The 16,398-nt window shown below is 75.9% G+C and carries 15 protein-coding genes; 12 read left to right on the top strand and 3 right to left on the bottom strand.

Annotated features, from left to right (window positions below):
- Positions 1-3: 3 nt before the first annotated feature.
- From CPE01_RS08205 to CPE01_RS08185, 5 genes are all read left to right on the top strand, one after another.
- A complete protein-coding gene (locus tag CPE01_RS08205; RefSeq protein ID WP_146806171.1) occupies positions 4-423 on the top strand; it encodes a DUF2550 domain-containing protein in 420 nt (139 codons plus the stop codon).
- A gap of 37 nt (positions 424-460) precedes the next feature.
- A complete protein-coding gene (gene nucS, locus CPE01_RS08200; RefSeq protein WP_146806170.1) occupies positions 461-1,156 on the top strand; it encodes an endonuclease NucS in 696 nt (231 codons plus the stop codon).
- Positions 1,157-1,232: 76 nt separating this feature from the next.
- Complete coding sequence (locus CPE01_RS08195) at positions 1,233-1,673, top strand: hypothetical protein (RefSeq protein WP_146806169.1); 441 nt, start codon at positions 1,233-1,235, stop codon at positions 1,671-1,673.
- 58 nt (positions 1,674-1,731) lie between these two features.
- A complete protein-coding gene (locus tag CPE01_RS08190; protein WP_146806339.1) occupies positions 1,732-2,979 on the top strand; it encodes an N-acetylglucosamine-6-phosphate deacetylase in 1,248 nt (415 codons plus the stop codon).
- Positions 2,980-3,185: 206 nt separating this feature from the next.
- Entirely contained in the window at positions 3,186-3,566 is a 381-nt protein-coding gene (locus CPE01_RS08185) for a VOC family protein (protein ID WP_146806168.1), read from the top strand.
- A 37-nt stretch (positions 3,567-3,603) separates the two neighbouring features.
- Here the strand turns inward: CPE01_RS08185 and CPE01_RS08180 are convergent, their stop codons facing one another.
- Positions 3,604-4,614 carry a LacI family DNA-binding transcriptional regulator gene (locus tag CPE01_RS08180; RefSeq protein WP_146806167.1) on the bottom strand — a complete coding sequence of 337 codons (1,011 nt, stop codon included), beginning with the start codon at positions 4,612-4,614 and terminating at the stop codon, positions 3,604-3,606.
- 241 nt (positions 4,615-4,855) lie between these two features.
- On the opposite strand from CPE01_RS08180, the gene CPE01_RS08175 reads away from it, so the two are divergent.
- The 4 genes from CPE01_RS08175 to CPE01_RS08160 all read left to right on the top strand — a co-directional run bounded on the left by CPE01_RS08175 (position 4,856) and on the right by CPE01_RS08160 (position 8,546).
- Positions 4,856-6,301 carry a GH1 family beta-glucosidase gene (locus CPE01_RS08175; protein ID WP_146806166.1) on the top strand — a complete coding sequence of 482 codons (1,446 nt, stop codon included), beginning with the start codon at positions 4,856-4,858 and terminating at the stop codon, positions 6,299-6,301.
- Between the two features lie 147 nt (positions 6,302-6,448).
- Positions 6,449-6,766, top strand: a complete 318-nt coding sequence (locus tag CPE01_RS08170) for an Rv1322 family protein (protein WP_146806165.1) — start codon at positions 6,449-6,451, stop codon at positions 6,764-6,766.
- Between the two features lie 46 nt (positions 6,767-6,812).
- Complete coding sequence (locus tag CPE01_RS08165) at positions 6,813-7,661, top strand: HAD-IIB family hydrolase (protein ID WP_246783812.1); 849 nt, start codon at positions 6,813-6,815, stop codon at positions 7,659-7,661.
- A gap of 78 nt (positions 7,662-7,739) precedes the next feature.
- The gene (locus CPE01_RS08160) at positions 7,740-8,546 is read left to right on the top strand and encodes an alpha/beta fold hydrolase (RefSeq protein WP_146806164.1); all 807 of its coding nucleotides are present in this window, start codon (positions 7,740-7,742) and stop codon (positions 8,544-8,546) included.
- A 9-nt stretch (positions 8,547-8,555) separates the two neighbouring features.
- On the opposite strand, the gene CPE01_RS08155 is transcribed toward CPE01_RS08160, so the two are convergent.
- Positions 8,556-8,978 carry a hypothetical protein gene (locus CPE01_RS08155; protein ID WP_146806163.1) on the bottom strand — a complete coding sequence of 141 codons (423 nt, stop codon included), beginning with the start codon at positions 8,976-8,978 and terminating at the stop codon, positions 8,556-8,558.
- 141 nt (positions 8,979-9,119) lie between these two features.
- Positions 9,120-11,444: a coiled-coil domain-containing protein gene (locus CPE01_RS08150; protein ID WP_146806162.1), complete on the bottom strand. Its 2,325-nt coding sequence runs from the start codon at positions 11,442-11,444 to the stop codon at positions 9,120-9,122.
- Positions 11,445-11,804: 360 nt separating this feature from the next.
- On the opposite strand from CPE01_RS08150, the gene CPE01_RS08145 reads away from it, so the two are divergent.
- From CPE01_RS08145 to CPE01_RS08135, 3 genes are all read left to right on the top strand, one after another.
- Complete coding sequence (locus tag CPE01_RS08145) at positions 11,805-13,583, top strand: hypothetical protein (protein ID WP_146806161.1); 1,779 nt, start codon at positions 11,805-11,807, stop codon at positions 13,581-13,583.
- A 189-nt stretch (positions 13,584-13,772) separates the two neighbouring features.
- The gene (locus CPE01_RS08140) at positions 13,773-14,810 is read left to right on the top strand and encodes a DUF8094 domain-containing protein (RefSeq protein WP_146806160.1); all 1,038 of its coding nucleotides are present in this window, start codon (positions 13,773-13,775) and stop codon (positions 14,808-14,810) included.
- Positions 14,811-14,935: 125 nt separating this feature from the next.
- Positions 14,936-15,865: a tetratricopeptide repeat protein gene (locus CPE01_RS08135; protein ID WP_146806159.1), complete on the top strand. Its 930-nt coding sequence runs from the start codon at positions 14,936-14,938 to the stop codon at positions 15,863-15,865.
- The last annotated feature ends 533 nt before the right edge of the window (positions 15,866-16,398 follow it).

The raw sequence follows: 16,398 nt of genomic DNA, 5'->3' as shown, positions 1-16,398 counted from the left end.
CACGTGCCCGGGGGGATCGTCGTCGCGGTTCTGACGGTCGTCGTGCTCGTGCTCGGCTGCGGGGGGCTGTGGCTGTCCCGTCGGCACACGCTCGACCGGCGAGTCGGCTCGTTCCGCTGCCGTCTGCGCAGCGGGACGCGCTGGCCCGGTGGCGTCGCGCAGTACGGCGCCGCGTCGTTGTACTGGTGGCGTTCGGCGTCGCTCGCGCCGCGGCCTGCGCGGCGGTGGGAGCGGCAGTCCCTCGCGGTCGTCGAGCGGCGGGCAGCCGAGGCGCCCGACGCCTCGGGGCAGCTGGTCGTGCGCTGCCAGGCGCGGTCGAACGGCCGTCCCGTGGAGTTCGAGCTGATGCTGTCCCCCGAGGCCTACGCGGGCCTCACCTCGTGGATCGAGGCGACGCCGGCGCGCGTCGGCTCGGTCATCTGACCGCAGTCCCTGAGTCGACCTCCCGGAGGGTCCACGCGTGCGTCTCGTCGTCGCGTCCTGCGCCGCCCGCTACACCGGGCGCCTGTCGGCGCATCTCCCGCGCGCGACGCGCCTGCTCGTCGTGAAGGCCGACGGGAGCGTCCTGCTGCACTCCGACGGCGGTTCGTACAAGCCGCTCAACTGGATGAGCCCGCCGTGCTCGCTCGCGGTCACCGAGCCGGACGACGAGTCCCGCGCGGCCGGGGTGACGCAGGTCTGGACCGTGCAGCACCAGAAGTCCGACGACCGGCTCGAGATCGACCTGTACGAGGTCCTGCACGACAGCGCGCACGACCTCGGCGTGGACCCGGGCCTCATCAAGGACGGCGTCGAGGCGCACCTGCAGGAGCTCCTCGCCGCTCAGATCGGGCTGCTCGGCGACGGCCACGTGCTCGTGCGGCGGGAGTACCCCACCGCGATCGGGCCGGTCGACATCCTGGCCAAGGACCCGACGGGTGGCGCCGTCGCGGTCGAGATCAAGCGCCGCGGCGACATCGACGGTGTCGAGCAGCTCACGCGCTACCTCGAGCTGCTCAACCGCGACCCGCTCCTGACGCCCGTGCGCGGGGTGTTCGCCGCCCAGGAGATCAAGCCGCAGGCCCGCGTGCTCGCGACCGACCGCGGGATCACGTGCCTCACGCTCGACTACGACGCGATGCGTGGCGTCGACGACGTCGACTCGCGCCTGTTCTGATCCCCTCGGCCGGCCGGGACGGGTCGCGCGCACGGGCGCTTCCGGTGCGGGGGGACTGGACGGGATGATGGGCCGCATGACGAGCAGCGCCCCCGAGGCCGAGGTCCGCCGCGCCGCCGCTGTCGTGTGGCGCGCGCTGGTGCTGTTCTGGCTGATCGGTGCCGTGGTCGTGCTCGGCACAGGGAGCGGGACGTTCGGGCTCGCGGTCGTGTCGTACGCCGTGGTCTTCGCCGCCGTGCCGGTGCTCGTCGTGGGCGGGGCCCTGTCGATGCTCGTCGAGCACTGGCTCGCGGAGGCCCGTGCGGTGCGTCGAGCGGCGGTGTACGCGCTGGTGGGTGCCCTGGTGGCGTTCCTCTCGACCGCGCTCGTGCTGCAGCGGTGGTCGGTCTCGTGGTTCGGGCTGGGGATCGTCGCGGTCGGGGCTCTCTCGGCGGCGGGGGCGTGCCTCTGGGCCGACCGGTCGCGCCGGCGCGGCGACGTCCGCCGCGCGCGGCATCCGGCGACCGTCGAGGTCTGACGGGCCAGGCGTCCCGGGCAGACGCGCGCGGGTGGGGAAGAATGGCGGCGTGAGCGACCTGCCCGAGTCCGAGATCCTGCTGCGTGGCCGGGTGGTCACGCCGACCGACGTCCTCGAGGACGGTCTCCTCGTGACACGGGGCGCGACGATCGCGTGGATCGGCCCCGCCGACGAGGCCCCCGCGCCGTGGAACGAGCGCCTGCCGGAGACCTCGGACGACACCGTGCTCCCGGGCCTGGTCGACCTGCACTGCCACGGGGGCGGCGGCGCGAGCTTCCCGGACGCGACGACCGCGCAGGAGGTCCGGCGTGCCGCCGACGAGCACCTGCGCCACGGGACCACCTCGCTCGTCGCCTCGCTCGTGACGGCCCCCGCCGACGCGCTGCTCACACGCACGGCGCTCCTGGCCGAGTCCGCGCAGGAGGGCGTGCTCGCGGGGATCCACCTCGAGGGCCCGTTCCTGTCGCACGCGCGGTGCGGCGCCCAGAACCCCGACGACATGCTGGCCGGTGACCCGGGGCTCGTCGCGCGGATCGCCGAGGCCGCGCGCGGGCACCTCGTCACCATGACGATCGCGCCCGAGGTCGCGGGCGTGACCGCGGCCGAGACGACGGCCGATGCGGACGACGACGCCGCCGACGTGCTCGCAGCGCTCGTGCGCGCCGGCGCGCTGCCGTCGATCGGCCACACCGACGCGAGCGCCGAGGAGGTCGAGGCGGCCGTCGACCGGTCGTTCGACCTGCTGGCCGCCTCCCCGCACGCGCGGGGACCTCGCCCGACCGCGACGCACCTGTTCAACGGCATGCGCCCGGTGCACCACCGCGACCCGGGACCCGTCATGGCGTGCCTGGCGGCCGCTTCGCGCGGCGAGCTGGTGGTCGAGCTCGTCGCGGACGGGACGCACCTCGCGCCCGCGACCGTGGCCTCGGTGTTCGACCTCGTCGGCGCCGACGGGATCGCCCTCGTGACGGACGCGATGTCCGCCGCGGGCATGGCCGACGGCGACTACCAGCTCGGGCCGATGGCGGTGCGCGTGGCCGACGGCGTGGCGCGGATCGTCGGCCCGGACGGCCAGAGCGGCGCGATCGCGGGCGGCGTCGCGCACCTGCTCGACGTCGTGCGGTCCACCGCGGCCGCGGGCGTGCCGCTGGTCGACGCGGTGCGGGCGGCGTCGACGACGCCCGCGACGGTGCTGGGGCTCGCCGACCGGGGTGCGCTCGTGGCGGGTCTGCGTGCGGACGTCGTGGTGGTCGACGAGGAGCTCCGGGCGCGGCGCGTGCTGCGTGCGGGCGTCCCGGTGGTCTGACCCGAGGCCGGTGCCGCCGAACGCCCGGCGAGGCGGCAGAACGCGGGCCGGTGGTGCGCGGCCGGGAGACAGACGTCTCGTCGACCCCGAGCCGCGCCACGAGGCCTTGACCGCCGGTCCCGCGCGGCGTTCAATCGAAACGCCTCGACGTGGGCGACACCAGGGGGACCAGGGCGGCGACGACGCCGTCCGGTACGGGGGACGGCATGGGACGCACGGTGCCCTATCTGACGGTCGACGACGGCGTCGGCGCGCTCGCCTTCTACGCGGCGGCGTTCGGCGCGACCGCGGGGGAGCGGTACGACGAGGAGGACGGCCGGATCGGGTTCGTCGCGCTCGACATCCACGGCGCGCCGGTCTTCCTGTCCGACGAGGCGCACGAGTACGGCGCGTACGCTCCGAAGACCCTCGACGGACGCTCGACCTGTGCGGTCGTCGTGTCGGTGCCCGACGTGGACGCGACCTACGCGAGCGCGGTCGCGGCGGGCGCGACACCGGACCGGGCACCGCAGGACCTGCCCGACGGCACGCGCGGTGGCTGGCTGGTCGACCCGTTCGGGCACCGCTGGCTCGTGACCAGTCCCTGACCAGCCGCTCGTCCGCTGCGGCACCCCGCCGCGCGCCTCAGGGGACCGGAGGTGCGGCGCAGCTCCCGTGCTCGAGCAGGCGCGGGGCCAGCAGGCGGGTCTCGGCGGCCATCGGTCGCTGCTGCCGGTCGACGGCCATCGCGACCGCGGTCCGGCCGATCTCGACCGCGGGCACGTCGATCACCGACAGCGGCACGGGCAGGTGCGCGGCGAGCCGGGTGGGACTGACCGCGAGCACCGAGACGTCCTCGGGGACGCGCAGCCCGTCGCGCGCGAGCGCGTCGAGCACGCCCGGCAGCGCGCCCTCGTTGTGCACGAGGAGCGCGGTCAGGCCCTCGACCTCGGCGCGGGCGCGCGCGACGGCCGCGGCGGCCTGCGGGTAGGTGTCCTCGAGCGGCACGACGGCGTGGTGCACACCGAGCCGGCCCGCCTCCTCGCGGAAGCCGTCGATGATGCGCACGGCGTAGTTGGCCCCGCGTGCGATGGCCGCCTCGCTCGCGCCGAGCAGCGCGACACGCGTATGGCCGTGCTCGGCAAGGTGCCGCACCGCGAGCCGGCCGGCGGCGGCGAAGTCCAGGTCGATGCACGAGAGCTCCCGCGTCCGGCTCGGGACACCGATGAGGATCGACGGCTGACGCAGCGCCGCCAGCACGGGCAGTCGCGGGTCCTGGCGCTCGACGTCCATGAGGATGAGCGCGTCGACGCGCGAGCCGGCGGCGAGGCGGTGCACGTCGGCGACGTCCTCGTCGGTGAGGACCAGCACGTCGTCCCCGTGCTCACGGGCGGCCGTGAGCACGCCGGCGACGATCTCCATGACGGTCGCGGAGTTCGTCTCGAGCGCGCGCAGCGGCACGACGAGCCCGAGGACGTTGGTCCGGTTGGTGGCCAGCGCGCGGGCGCCGGCGTGCGGGCTGAAGTCCAGCTCCCGGATGGCGTGCTCGACGCGCGTGCGGGTGGGCCCGGAGATGGGTCGCTTGCCCGACAGGACGTAGCTGACCGTGGACGACGAGACGCCGGCGAGCTTCGCGACGTCGGCGATCGTGGCCATGGCGCGGATCCTACCGATGTGGTGCAGTCTCGTCGTTGAAGCGATTCGACGACGAGCAACGGCCCGCGGGCTGTGAGCCGGGGGACGGGCCCTCGGTATCGTGCGGTTGGTCCGGCGTGCTGGTCGATGACCGCAGTCTCCGCTATCGTAACGATTCGAACTTCGCCGGAACCGGTTCCGGCCCGCCCTGGCGCGGGTCTGACCGCCGGTGCACCCGTCAGCCATCGAAGGACTCTCAGCCATGACCACGACGCGCCCCTCCGGCCGCCAGTTCCCCGACGCCTTCGTCTGGGGCTCGGCCACGGCGTCCTACCAGATCGAGGGCGCCGTCGACGTCGACGGCCGCGGCCCCTCGATCTGGGACACGTTCTCCCGTACCCCCGGCAAGGTGCTCAACGGCGACACGGGCGACGTCGCCGCCGACCACTACCACCGCGTCCCGCATGACATCGCGATCATGTCGCAGCTCGGGCTCCAGGCGTACCGCTTCTCGCTCGCCTGGCCGCGCATCCAGCCGACGGGCTCGGGCGAGTTCAACCAGGCCGGCCTGGACTTCTACTCCGACCTCGTCGACCAGCTCATCGCCGCCGGGATCGACCCCGTCGTCACGCTGTACCACTGGGACCTGCCGCAGCCGCTCGAGGACGCGGGCGGCTGGGCCAACCGTGAGACCGCGCTGCGCTTCGCCGAGTACGCGCGCAAGGTCGCCGAGGTCCTCGGTGACCGCGTCAAGCTGTGGACGACGCTCAACGAGCCGTGGTGCTCGGCGTTCCTCGGCTACGCGAGCGGCGTGCACGCCCCCGGCGTGACGGACGACGAGAAGGCGCTGCGCGCCGTGCACCACCTCAACCTCGCACACGGCCTGGCCGCCCGCGCGATCAAGGACGTGCTCGGGCAGGACGCGCCGATCTCGATCACGCTCAACCTGCACGTGACCCGCGCCGCGAGCGACGACCCGGCGGACGTCGAGGCCAAGCGCCGCATCGACACCATCGCGAACGAGGTCTTCCTCGGCCCCGTGGTCGACGGCGAGTACCCCAAGGAGGTGTTCGCCGACACCGCGGACATCACGGACTGGTCGTTCGTGCTCGACGGCGACCTCGACCTCATCCAGGTCCCGCTGTCGGTGCTCGGCGTGAACTACTACTCCACGGGCCGGGTCAAGTACGGCACGCCCCCGGTGGGCGACGGCAAGCCCGGCCCCGACGGCCACCGCTCGTCGCCGAACAGCCCGTGGGTCGGCGCGACGCACGCCGAGTGGCTCCCGCAGCCCGGCCCGCACACCGCGATGGGCTGGAACATCGAGCCCGAGGGCCTCGTCGAGCTGCTCGTCGGCCTGCACGAGCGCTACCCCGGACTGCCGCTCGCGATCACCGAGAACGGCGCCGCGTTCTACGACACGCTGAGCGAGGACGGGCGTGTGCACGACGAGGACCGCGTCGCGTACCTGCACGACCACATCGACGCCGTCGGGGAGGCGCTCGACAAGGGCGTCGACGTCCAGGCGTACTTCGTCTGGTCGCTCCTGGACAACTTCGAGTGGGCGTACGGGTACGACCGCCGGTTCGGTGTCGTGCACGTCGACTACGACACGCTCGAGCGCACCGTGAAGGACTCGGGCCGCTGGTTCGCCGAGCTCGTCCGGACGCGCACGATCCCGACGATCGAGTCGGCCGCGACGCTCTGACCCGCCGCAGTCCCCGCCGTGCCCGGAGGTGCCTCGTGCACCGCCGGGCACGGCTGTCTGTCGGCCCGGCGCGTGCCGTCGGGCTCCGGGCATCGCCCGTGGGCACAGGATTCGTCGTCCGCCGACCCGATCGGGGAGGATCGACCCATGGCCCGACGCTCGACCAAGCGCCCGTACGGCGCCGAGCACGTGCCCCTCGACGTCGAGCGCGCGACGGGCGGTCGCACCGTGCAGGACGCGCCCGACGGCGAGTGGGTCGTGCAGCGCGTGCGCGGCGGCGAGCGCGAGTACCGCTGCCCCGGGTGCGACCAGCTCGTGCCGGCCGGCGCCGCGCACGTCGTCGCCTGGCGCGCCGACGGCTGGTTCGGCGACGCGGTCGACGACCGCCGCCACTGGCACACCGCGTGCTGGGACGCCCGTGGCCGGCGCGGCCCCAGCCGGCGCGCACCCGCGCGGGGACGCTGAGACCCGCACCCGGACCACACCGCACGCCGACCGACGGAGGACCGCAGTGACGCAGACGCTGGCGACGAGCCGGTCGACGTGGCCCACCCGCCCGCCACGCCTCGTCGCGACCGACCTCGACGGGACGCTGCTCGACCCCGGCGGCGTGGTCTCGCCGCGCACGTCGGCCGCCCTGCGGGACGCCGAGGACGCCGGCATCGAGGTCGTCTTCGTCACCGCGCGTCCGCCGCGCTGGCTCGCGCCGCTCGCCCCGCACGTCGCGGGCCACGGCGTCGCGATCTGCGCCAACGGCGCCGCGGTCGTCGAGGTCGCGACAGGCCGCGTGCTCGCCGAGCGCGGCATGACGGCCCAGCTCGTCACCGAGCTCGCCGCTGCCCTGCGCAGCACGCTGGGCGAGGTGCACCTGGCCGTCGAGCGCGCCGAGGGCTTCGCCGCCGAGCGGGGCTACCGCGACGTGCACGTCGTGCCGCCCGACAGCCCCGTCGCGGACCGCATCGAGGACGTCCTGACCGACTCGACGCTCAAGCTGCTCGTGCGCACCGGGACCGACCACGGCGACCGCCACAGCGCGGCCGTGCAGGCCGCGATCGGCACGTCGGCGCTCGCGGTCGACTCGGGCGCGGTCGGGCTGGGGGAGATCAGCGCCCTCGACGTCACCAAGGCCCGCGCGCTCGCGCGCTGGGCGCAGGAGCGGGGCGTCCCCGCCGAGGACGTCTGGGCGTGCGGCGACGCCCCGAACGACCTGCCGATGCTCGCCTGGGCGGGGGAGTCCTTCGCGGTCGCCAACGCCTACGACGACGTGCGCGCCCACGCGCGGCACGCGTGCCCCGCCAACGGCGACGACGGCGTCGCGGCGGTGCTCGAGCACGCGACCGCGCTCGCGCGTCGGGCTTAGGCTCGAACCGACGACGACCTCGACCGAGCCCGCCGCCGACCGGCCCCAGGGCGACACGATCGACGACGAGGAGGGCACATGACGCTGCACGTCCTGCGCGAGGACGACGGCGAGGCGCTGCCGGTCGTGCTGCTGCACGGCTTCCCGCTCGACCACCGCATGTGGGAGGCGACGGCCGCCGGGCTCGTCGGTCCGCGCGAGGTGCTGGCCGCGGACCTGCCCGGTTCCTCCGGGCGGACCTCGTCCGGAGCGGCCGCGTCCTGGGCGCAGGACGCGGCGCCCTCGCTGGACGACGCCGCGGACCGGCTTGCTGCCGAGCTCGCCGAGCGCGGGACGCGGCGCGCGGTCGTCGTGGGCCTGTCCATGGGCGGGTACGTCGCCCTCGCGCTCGCGGAGCGGCACCCCGAGCTCGTCGCCGCGCTCGGCCTCGTCGACACCAAGTCGACCGCCGACACCGACGAGGCCCGCGCCGCGCGCCTGCAGGTCGCCGAGGAGACCGAGCGGCTCGGCACGGTCGAGGCCGTGACGGGCATGGCGACCTCGCTCGTGGGCGAGAGCACGCGCGCCGCGCAGCCCGCGGTGAGCGAGCAGCTCGCCGCGTGGATCGAGGAGCAGGACCCGGCCGACGTCGCCTGGGCGCAGCGTGCGATGGCCGCGCGACCGGACCGCACCCACGTGCTGGCGGCCTTCCCGGGGCCCGTGACGGTGGTCGTCGGCGACGAGGACACCGTCACGCCGGTCGCGGCGGCCGAGCACATGGTCGAGGCCGCACCGGCGGCGCAGCTCGTCGTCGTGCCGCGGTCCGGTCACATGTCCGCGGTCGAGCAGCCCGCCGCTGTCGCCGCAGCGCTGAGCGACCTCGCCCAGCGCGCCGACTCCGCCTGAGCCGCCGCGTCAGGCCGTTCCGCGCAGGCGGGCCAGTGCGTCCTTCATGTCGACGGACTCGCCGTCCTTGCCGCCCGCGCCGATGACGAGCGGCGGGTCGGACGGCTCGGGCCGTGCGCCGCGCAGACGCCCCGCCAGGCTGGGCGGCGTCCGCAGCACGTAGAACGCGCCGTCGGTGTCGATCGCGACCGTCTCGTCGGTCCGCAGGTACCAGCCCTCGAGCGGTGTGCGGTAGCGCTGCCGGCCGTCGTACGTCCGCACCCGCAGCGGCTCGGGCGCGGGCCCGTGCACCTTCGCGTACGCGACGAACTCCAGGATCATCGCGTGCGCGCGGGCCGACTCCGCCTCGCGACGGCGCTCGAGCGCCTCGGCGTGCGCGTGCGCGGCCTCGCGGCGTTCCTCGCGCCAGCGTGCGGCGTCGGTGTCACTCATGTCCGTCCTGATCGGTCTGTCGAGGTCGTCACCTGAGGGGCCGCACCTGCCGGGCTCGGCCGGCAGGTGGTCCGGGAGACGAGCGGTGCGTCGCCCGCCGTGGCCCGACGGGCGACGCACCGCTGCGCGCTGCTCATCGCGTCAGTGCGTCTCGGCGTGCGGCGACGCCTCGCCCTCGCCCTGCTCGCCCTCGTGCTGGCCTTCGTCGTGCTGGTCCTCGTCGTGCTGGCCACCCTCGTGCGGGGCGGCCTCCGGCCGGGCCTCGTCGTGCTCGCCCGGGCCGGTGTCCCCGGCCTCGTGCGCGACCCCGTCCTGCGGCGCAGCGGCGGCGTCGGGAGCCGTGACGTCGGTGACCTGGTCCGGCTGGGACGCGTCGACGTCCTCGGCCGGGGCGGGTGCGTCCTGCTGCGGAGCGGCCGCTGCGGCCGCGGACAGCGGAGCGGGACGCGACTTCGGGCGGGACTTCGTGCGGGGCTTGCCGCCGACGCCGACGATGTCGCCGGTGGGCGTCGGACGCGTCGCGGAGGCAGCCTCGGCCGACCGGCCCTGGACCGCCTGCTTCGCCGCGTCCTTCGGGTTCCCGCCGGCGGGTCCGTGCGTCGCCGCGAACTCGGCCTCGGCGCGCCGCGCCCGGTCGAGCGCCGCACGGTCGGGGTCGTGCCCCAGCAGGTTGCGCAGCTCGTCGAGGTAGGTCGTGATCGACTCGCGCTGGCGGTTGAGGTCCTCGACCTGACGAGCAGCGGTCGTGCGCTCGCGCTCGGACTCGGTCATCGCCTCGGAGATCTGCTTCTCGGCGTGCTCGCGCGCCTCGGCCACCACCTTGTCGGCGTTCCGGCGGGCGTTCGCCAGGAGCTCCTTGGCGTGGCTCTCGGCGTCGGTGCGCACCTTCTCGGCCTGCGCGAGCGCCTTGGCCACGCGCTCCTCGGCCTCGGCGGCGTGCGCCTCGGCGTCGCGCACGAGGCGCTCCGTCTCTGCGCGCGCGGCGTCGTGCCGCGCGGCGTCCTCGCGCTCGCTCGCCTCGCGCTTCGAGGCGATCTCGAGCTCGGCGTCGGAGAGCCGCTGCTCGGCCTCGCGCACGAGCTCGTCGGCCCGGGCCTTGGCGTTCGCGAGCGCCTCGGCCGCGGAACGACGCGCCTCGGTGAGGACGCGCTCGGTGTCGAGGCGCGTCTGCTCGCGCTGCTCGCGCGTCTCTCGGTCGGTCGACTCACGCAGCAGCGTCGCCTCGCGGCCGGTCGTCTCGCGCAGCTCGGTCGTCTCGCGCTCCGTGGTGTCGCGCAGGTGCGCGGCCTCGTGCGCGGTGCGCTCGCGCAGCTCGGTGCTCTCCCGCTCGGCGGCGGCGCGTACCTCCGTGGCGTACTGCTCGGCCTGCGCGCGCAGCGCGGCGACCTCCTGCTCGACCTGCTGACGCAGCGCGGCGGTCTCGTCGGCGACCGCGGCCCGCAGCTCGCCCGTCTCACGGTCGGCCTGCGCTCGGACGAACGCGGAGTACTGGTCCGCCTCGGTGCGCAGCGCGGCGACCTCGGCCGCGACCCGCTGCTGCAGCGCCGTCGCCTCGCGCTCCGCGGCGGCCCGCGTGGAGTCGGCGAACTCCTGGGCCTGCGTGCGCAGCGACGTCGTCTCGGCGCCGGCCTCCTGGCGCAGCTGCGCGACCTCGTACGCGACGGACGCGCGCAGCTCGGCGGCGTAGCGCTCAGCCTCGGTGCGCAGCGCGGCGGCGTCGGCCTCGACCTGCTGGCGCAGCGCCGTCGTCTCCTCGTCGGCCGCCTGACGCAGGTCCTGCGCGTAGCGGTCCGCCTCGTCGCGCTGCTGCGTGGTCTCCTGCTCGGCCCGCGCGCGCAGCTCGGCCGCGGTGCGCTCGGTCGCGACCCGCAGCTGGGTCGCCTCGTGCTCGACGCTCGCGCGCAGCGTGCCCAGCTCGCGCTCGAGCGATGTCCGCCGCTCGCTCTCCTCGGTCGTGATCGCGCTCTGGATGCGCGCGGCCTCCCGCTCGGCGGAGCCGACGAGCTCCTCGGCGCGGCGCTGCGCCGCGAGCAGCGTGCTCTCGGCCTCGGTCGCCGCGGTCGCGCGGACCTCCTCGGCCTCACGGCGTGCCGTCGCGAGCAGCTCGGCGACCTCGTTCTCGGCGCGGGCGCGCAGCTGGCCGGCGGAGAGCTTGGCGCGCGCGAGCGCGTCGGCGGCCTGGGCGTTCGCCTGCGTCACGACGTCCGAGGACTGCTCCTCGGCCGAGCGCAGCAGCTGCTCGATGCGCGACCCGAGCCCGGAGTACGTGGGGCGCTCGGCCTCCCGCAGCTGGCGGTGCGCCTCGGAGAGCTCGCCGGCGATCTGCAGGGACTTCGCGTCGAGCGCCTCGACCTGCGAGCGTGCCTCCGCGAGCGCGTGCTCGAGTCCGGCGATCCGGCTGTCGACCGCCTCGCGCTCGTACCCGCGGAAGTTGACGACGGGGAACTGAGGCCGGGCTTCGGGCACGAGATCTCCTCCTCGGTGGCGTGGGCCGGGGGCTGATGCTGCGGCGTTCGTCCGGGTGGGACGAGTGCCGCGGGCGACGATGCGGACGTCGCCCTTCCGGGCCCGGGTTCAGGATAGAGGCTCGCGCTCACCCGACGGGGGGATCGGGCGGTGCGACGAGAGCGGCTTCACCGTCCTGCAGCACCGACGACGGTCCGCCGCGGCTGCGGCCGCCGACGGCCGGACGGTCCCGCCGGGACGCCCGAAGGCGGCGCGACGAGGCCCGTGACGAGCACCCGGGTCGTCCCACGACGTCCGCTGCGTCCGCGTCCTGACGGCTGGTCTGCCTATCCTGGGGCTCTCCGCCTGAGAGGACTGTGCGTGCGCAAGCGAGTGATCACGGCCGCCGTCGGCGTCGTCGGACTGGTCGTCATCGGCCTCGGCGTCGCCTCCGCGACCGTCTGGCGCGCCGACGACGTCCTCGTCGCGACGACCACCGCGACGACCCACGTCGTCGTCACCGACCCCGGCGTGCTCGAGCTCGGCGGCGACCCCGCGACCGTGCGCGTGACGGCCCCCGACGGCGACGTCGTCGCGGTCGTCGGTCGCGACACCGACGTGGACGGCTGGGTCGGCACCGACCCCTACACACGCGTGACGGGACTGGCGAGCTGGGACGCGCTCGCGACCACCGCGGGTGAGCCGCCCACGGCCCCCTCGCCCGGCGGTGCGACGCCCGACCCCGCCGCGACGGGCACGCCGGCGGCGACCGCGCCGGCGACCGCCGCCGCCACCACGGCACCCACGACCGCACCGAGCGCGGCGCCCACCGGTGAGGCGACGGCCGGTGCCGAGCCCCCGGCCGAGGCTCCCGCCCAGGTGAGCCCGGCGGGCAACGACAACTGGGTCGCCGAGGCGACCGGGACGCGCAGCGCCGAGCTCGTGTGGCCCGCGCAGGGCGGCCGCTGGAGCCTGCTCGCGGTGAGCACGGGCACGAGCGAGCCGACGCTCGAGATCTCCTGGCCGCGGGTCGTGACGACCCCGTGGCTGTGGCCGTGCGTCGTGGTGGGCGCCCTGCTCGTCCTCGGCGCGGCCTTCGTGCTCCTGCGCAGCCGCACGGGGGACCGCCAGGGCACCTGGGAGTCGGTGCACACCGGTGCCGTCCCGGCCGTGGCCGACGAGGGTCGTCCGCTCACCCGGCGCGAGCTGCGCGAGGCCGCGCAGGCAGCACGCGGACGCACGCCGACGGGCTCGCTGCCGCGCGTGACCGGCGCCCACCAGACCGTCCCGCCGCACGACGAGGGTCGACACAGCTCGTCTGCCGCGGCGGCTGCGGGGTCGTCGTCCGCCCTGCCGACGCTCCCCGCCTCGGTGAGCGGTCCGACGCCAGCGGGCGACGGGACGGACGCCACCGTCACCACCGGCGCGACCCCCACGCTCGGGGCGGGTACGCCCCTGAGCCGACGCGCGATGCGCCGCAGCGGCACCCCGCCGACCGCGACGGTCCCGGCTGTCCCCGGGAGCGGCAGCCCCGCGTCGGCGGCGCCCTCGTCCGGCACGGACCTCCGCTCGACGGCGACCACCGCACCAGGTGCGGCGCCGGGCGCCGCGCGGTCGTCGTCGCCCGCCCCGGGCGCCGCGTCGCCGGTCACGCCGTCGGCTCCCGCCCCGGGTGCTCCCGCGTCGACGGGGGCTCGCACGGGCGCGCCTCGCACGGGTGCGGCTCCGACGAGCCCGTCCCCGAGGGGCGCCGCCCCGACCGGAGCCGGCACGACCGACGCTGCGGCGACGCCGGGCGCGCCGACCTCGGGCACGACGTCCGGCGCGCGCAGCGCGTGGTCCCGAGGCCCCGCGGCCCCGGCGCCCGACGCGACCGGTGGCGCGAGCGCGACCTCGTCGTCCACGACGCCACCACATCCTGCCGGCCCGGGCGCGGCCCCCGCAGCAGGCGCTGGCGACGCTGCCGGCACGGGCCCCGCAGCAGCACGTCCCCCCCGCCGAGGCGGGCGGGACGTCCGACCACCACGGGCGCACCCGACCGTCGTGGCTCGGCTCGGCGGGCTCGACCGCCGCGTCGGGCCGCCCGGTTGCGACGACCCCGACCCCGGCGCCCCCGGCGGGCGGCTCGGCGCTCCCCAGCCCGGGCGGCTGGATCCCTAGCGGCCCGGGCCCCGACGGCTCGGCAGCGGGCCGGGCACCCTCCGCCGACGCGGGCGCCGACCAGCGTGCGGCGGACACCGCCGGCTCACGTGCCGACGCCTGGCGCCGCGCGTGGGGCCTGCCGGCCGCACAAGAACCGGATACCGGAACGACCGAGACGCCCGAGCAGGGCAGTGGGGAGGGCGACCGATGACCGCGACGTCCCGCACCCGCACCAGGCCTGCGCCCGCGCGCCGACGGCTCGTGGCGACCGTGGCGGCCTGCGCGCTCGTGGCGCTGCTCGTCGGCGCGTGCTCGCCCGACCTGCCGCAGCCCGACGCGCCGCCCGCCCCCGCGGTCGCGCCGGCCGCGCTCACCGTCCCGCAGTCCGAGCGCGTCCTGACCTCGCTGGGTGAGGTCCTGACCGCGTCCGACGAGGCGCTCGACCCCGGGGCGCTCGCGCCGCGCGTCGAGGGACCCGCGCTCGCGATGCGCACCGCCGAGTACGTCCGGGCGTCGGCCACCGCGGGTGCCAAGCCGCCGACGGCGCTCCCGACGAACGCGCTCGCGATGGTCGTGCCGCAGACGACGGACTGGTCGCGCACGCAGCTCGTCGTCACCGAGCAGCCCGACGACCTGCAGGCGCAACGCATCCTCGTGCTGCGTCAGGACGACCCTCGCGCGCTCTACAAGCTGTGGGGCTGGGCGCGGCTCATGCCCGGCTCGCAGATGCCCGCGACCGCACCCGCCGACGCGGGCTCGGAGACGCTCGCCGCGGACGACACGAGCCTGCTGCTGACGCCGACGGACGCGCTGACGCAGTTCATGGACGTCGCGGCGAACGGCGCTGCCTCGCAGTACGCGGCGAGCTTCGCCGCGAGCCCGCTCGTGCAGGAGATGGAGGACCTGCGCGCCGAGGCCCGTTCGGGCATCGGCTCGGCGGGCACGGCGGCGACGAGCTACGAGATGGACCCGAACCCGGCCACCGCGTTGCGCACGGTCGACGGTGGCGCGATCGTCACGGGCACGTTCACCGCGGTCTCGCGCATGACGGTCACGCTCGATGGCGCGACCATCGGTCTGTCCGACCCGTTCTACGCGGCTCTCGCCGGTGCGACGTCGGCGGCCCACGAGTCCAAGCGGACGTTCACCGGCATCGTCGTGCTCTACGTGCCGCCGGCCGGGTCGCAGGCCCAGGTGCAGGTGCTCGCGGGCGAGCTCGTGGTGACGGGCGTGACCGCTTCCTGACACGATCGACCGCGTCGGTCGGGCTGCCACGGCCGGCGCGCGGTGCACGGTGTGGCAGCACGACGCCCGGACCCCGCGGACGCGTCGGGCCGGCAGGCACGATCAGCACGACGAAGGACGACGAGATGGCTCAGACCGATCCCCAGCGACCCCGGCTCGACGTGCGCGGGGCGGTGGACCTGTCCGCGCTGGCCAAGCCCACGCCGCCGCCCGGGAGCCCCGGCGGCCTGCCGCAGCCCGGCGCCTACGTGGTCGACGTCGACGAGGCCTCGTTCCCCGAGCTGGTGCGCCGCTCGACGGAGCACCCGGTGGTCGTCGTCCTGTGGGCGACGTGGTCGCAGGCCAGCCAGCAGGTGGTCGCCGACCTCGCGGCGCTCGCCGACGAGGACCAGGGCCGCTGGCTCCTGGCGCGCGTCGACTCGGAGGCCAACCCCCAGATCGCCGCGGCGTTCCAGGCGCAGTCGGTGCCGATGGTGGCCGCGGTGCTCGCAGGGCAGCCCGTGCCGCTGTTCCAGGGCGCGGCGCCGCGTGAGCAGATCCGACCCGTGATCGACCAGGTGCTCGAGGCGGCCGCCGCCAACGGGCTGACCGGCACGGTGACACCGGCCGAGCCCGCGCCGGCGCAGGCGCCCGAGCCCGAGCTCCCGCCGCTGCACCAGGCCGCGTACGACGCGATCGAGCGCGACGACCTCGACGCCGCCACCGCGGCCTACGAGCAGGCGTTGCGCGAGAACCCCCGTGACCACGAGGCCAGGGCCGGCCTGGCGCAGGTCGCCCTGCTGGCCCGGACACGCGACGCGGACCTCGCCGCCGTCCGCACGGCCGCGGCGCAGGCGCCCCGGGACGTGGACGCCCAGCTCGCGGTGGCGGACCTCGACGTGCTCGGCGGCAAGGTCACCGACGCGTTCGACCGCCTGATCGACCTGCTGCGCGTGACGGCGGGCGACGACAAGGAGCGCGTCCGGGTCCGGCTCGTGGACCTGTTCGAGGTCGTCGGCGGGGAGGACCCGCGGGTGGTGGCCGCCCGGCGCGCCATGGCGAGCGCGCTGTACTGAGCCCGGCACCCGTGGCCGTCCGACGCGACGGTGAGCACGCTCGACCCAGTCGGCGCGCGGGGGTCGACCGTCGTCGACCCAGCCGTCGAGCGCCCTCGCCGGCGCGCGACGGGATCGGCGGACACCCGTCGGCCCGGAGCCGCAGCGGCCCGTGACGAGCCCTGCTCGGGAGGCCTTGCGACGCGCTCGCAGGGCCTTCCGCGCGTCTGTGGCGCGTGATCACGCGGATCTCGGCGCGGTGACCGGCGTCACCACGGCACGGATTTGCTCTCGGCGCCCGGGGCTGCGTAATGTTCTCGACGTCGCCCGGCAGGGAGGAACGGACACCGCGGAACGCACCGCGATGGACGGTCCCGCAGGCGACACCCCCCGGAGCTCATCCCGAGCCGACGACCATGTCGCCGGCCCGGTGTGATGCGCCGGATGTGGGAGAGATCCGAACCGAGAACCGCTGGACAGGCGGTTTGACGAGCGGGACTCGATCCGCTAAGTTAGAGAGGTTGCCTCCTGACCGGGCCGAAAGCCCGAAACGG

The organism is Cellulomonas persica, assembly GCF_007989825.1.
GTDB classification, from domain to species: domain Bacteria; phylum Actinomycetota; class Actinomycetes; order Actinomycetales; family Cellulomonadaceae; genus Cellulomonas; species Cellulomonas persica.
Note: the sequence above shows the minus strand (reverse complement) of the source record. Positions and strands in the feature narration are given on the sequence as shown.

Bases quoted from the DNA above. Each gene is read 5' to 3' on its own strand.
- CPE01_RS08195 (WP_146806169.1), top strand. From the start codon at position 1,233: ATGACGAGCAGCGCCCCCGAGGCCGAGGTCCGCCGCGCCGCCGCTGTC.
- CPE01_RS08185 (WP_146806168.1), top strand. From the start codon at position 3,186: ATGGGACGCACGGTGCCCTATCTGACGGTCGACGACGGCGTCGGCGCG.
- CPE01_RS08170 (WP_146806165.1), top strand. From the start codon at position 6,449: ATGGCCCGACGCTCGACCAAGCGCCCGTACGGCGCCGAGCACGTGCCC.
- CPE01_RS08180 (WP_146806167.1), bottom strand. From the start codon at position 4,614: ATGGCCACGATCGCCGACGTCGCGAAGCTCGCCGGCGTCTCGTCGTCC.
- CPE01_RS08155 (WP_146806163.1), bottom strand. From the start codon at position 8,978: ATGAGTGACACCGACGCCGCACGCTGGCGCGAGGAACGCCGCGAGGCC.
- CPE01_RS08140 (WP_146806160.1), top strand. From the start codon at position 13,773: ATGACCGCGACGTCCCGCACCCGCACCAGGCCTGCGCCCGCGCGCCGA.
- CPE01_RS08175 (WP_146806166.1), top strand. From the start codon at position 4,856: ATGACCACGACGCGCCCCTCCGGCCGCCAGTTCCCCGACGCCTTCGTC.
- CPE01_RS08160 (WP_146806164.1), top strand. From the start codon at position 7,740: ATGACGCTGCACGTCCTGCGCGAGGACGACGGCGAGGCGCTGCCGGTC.
- CPE01_RS08135 (WP_146806159.1), top strand. From the start codon at position 14,936: ATGGCTCAGACCGATCCCCAGCGACCCCGGCTCGACGTGCGCGGGGCG.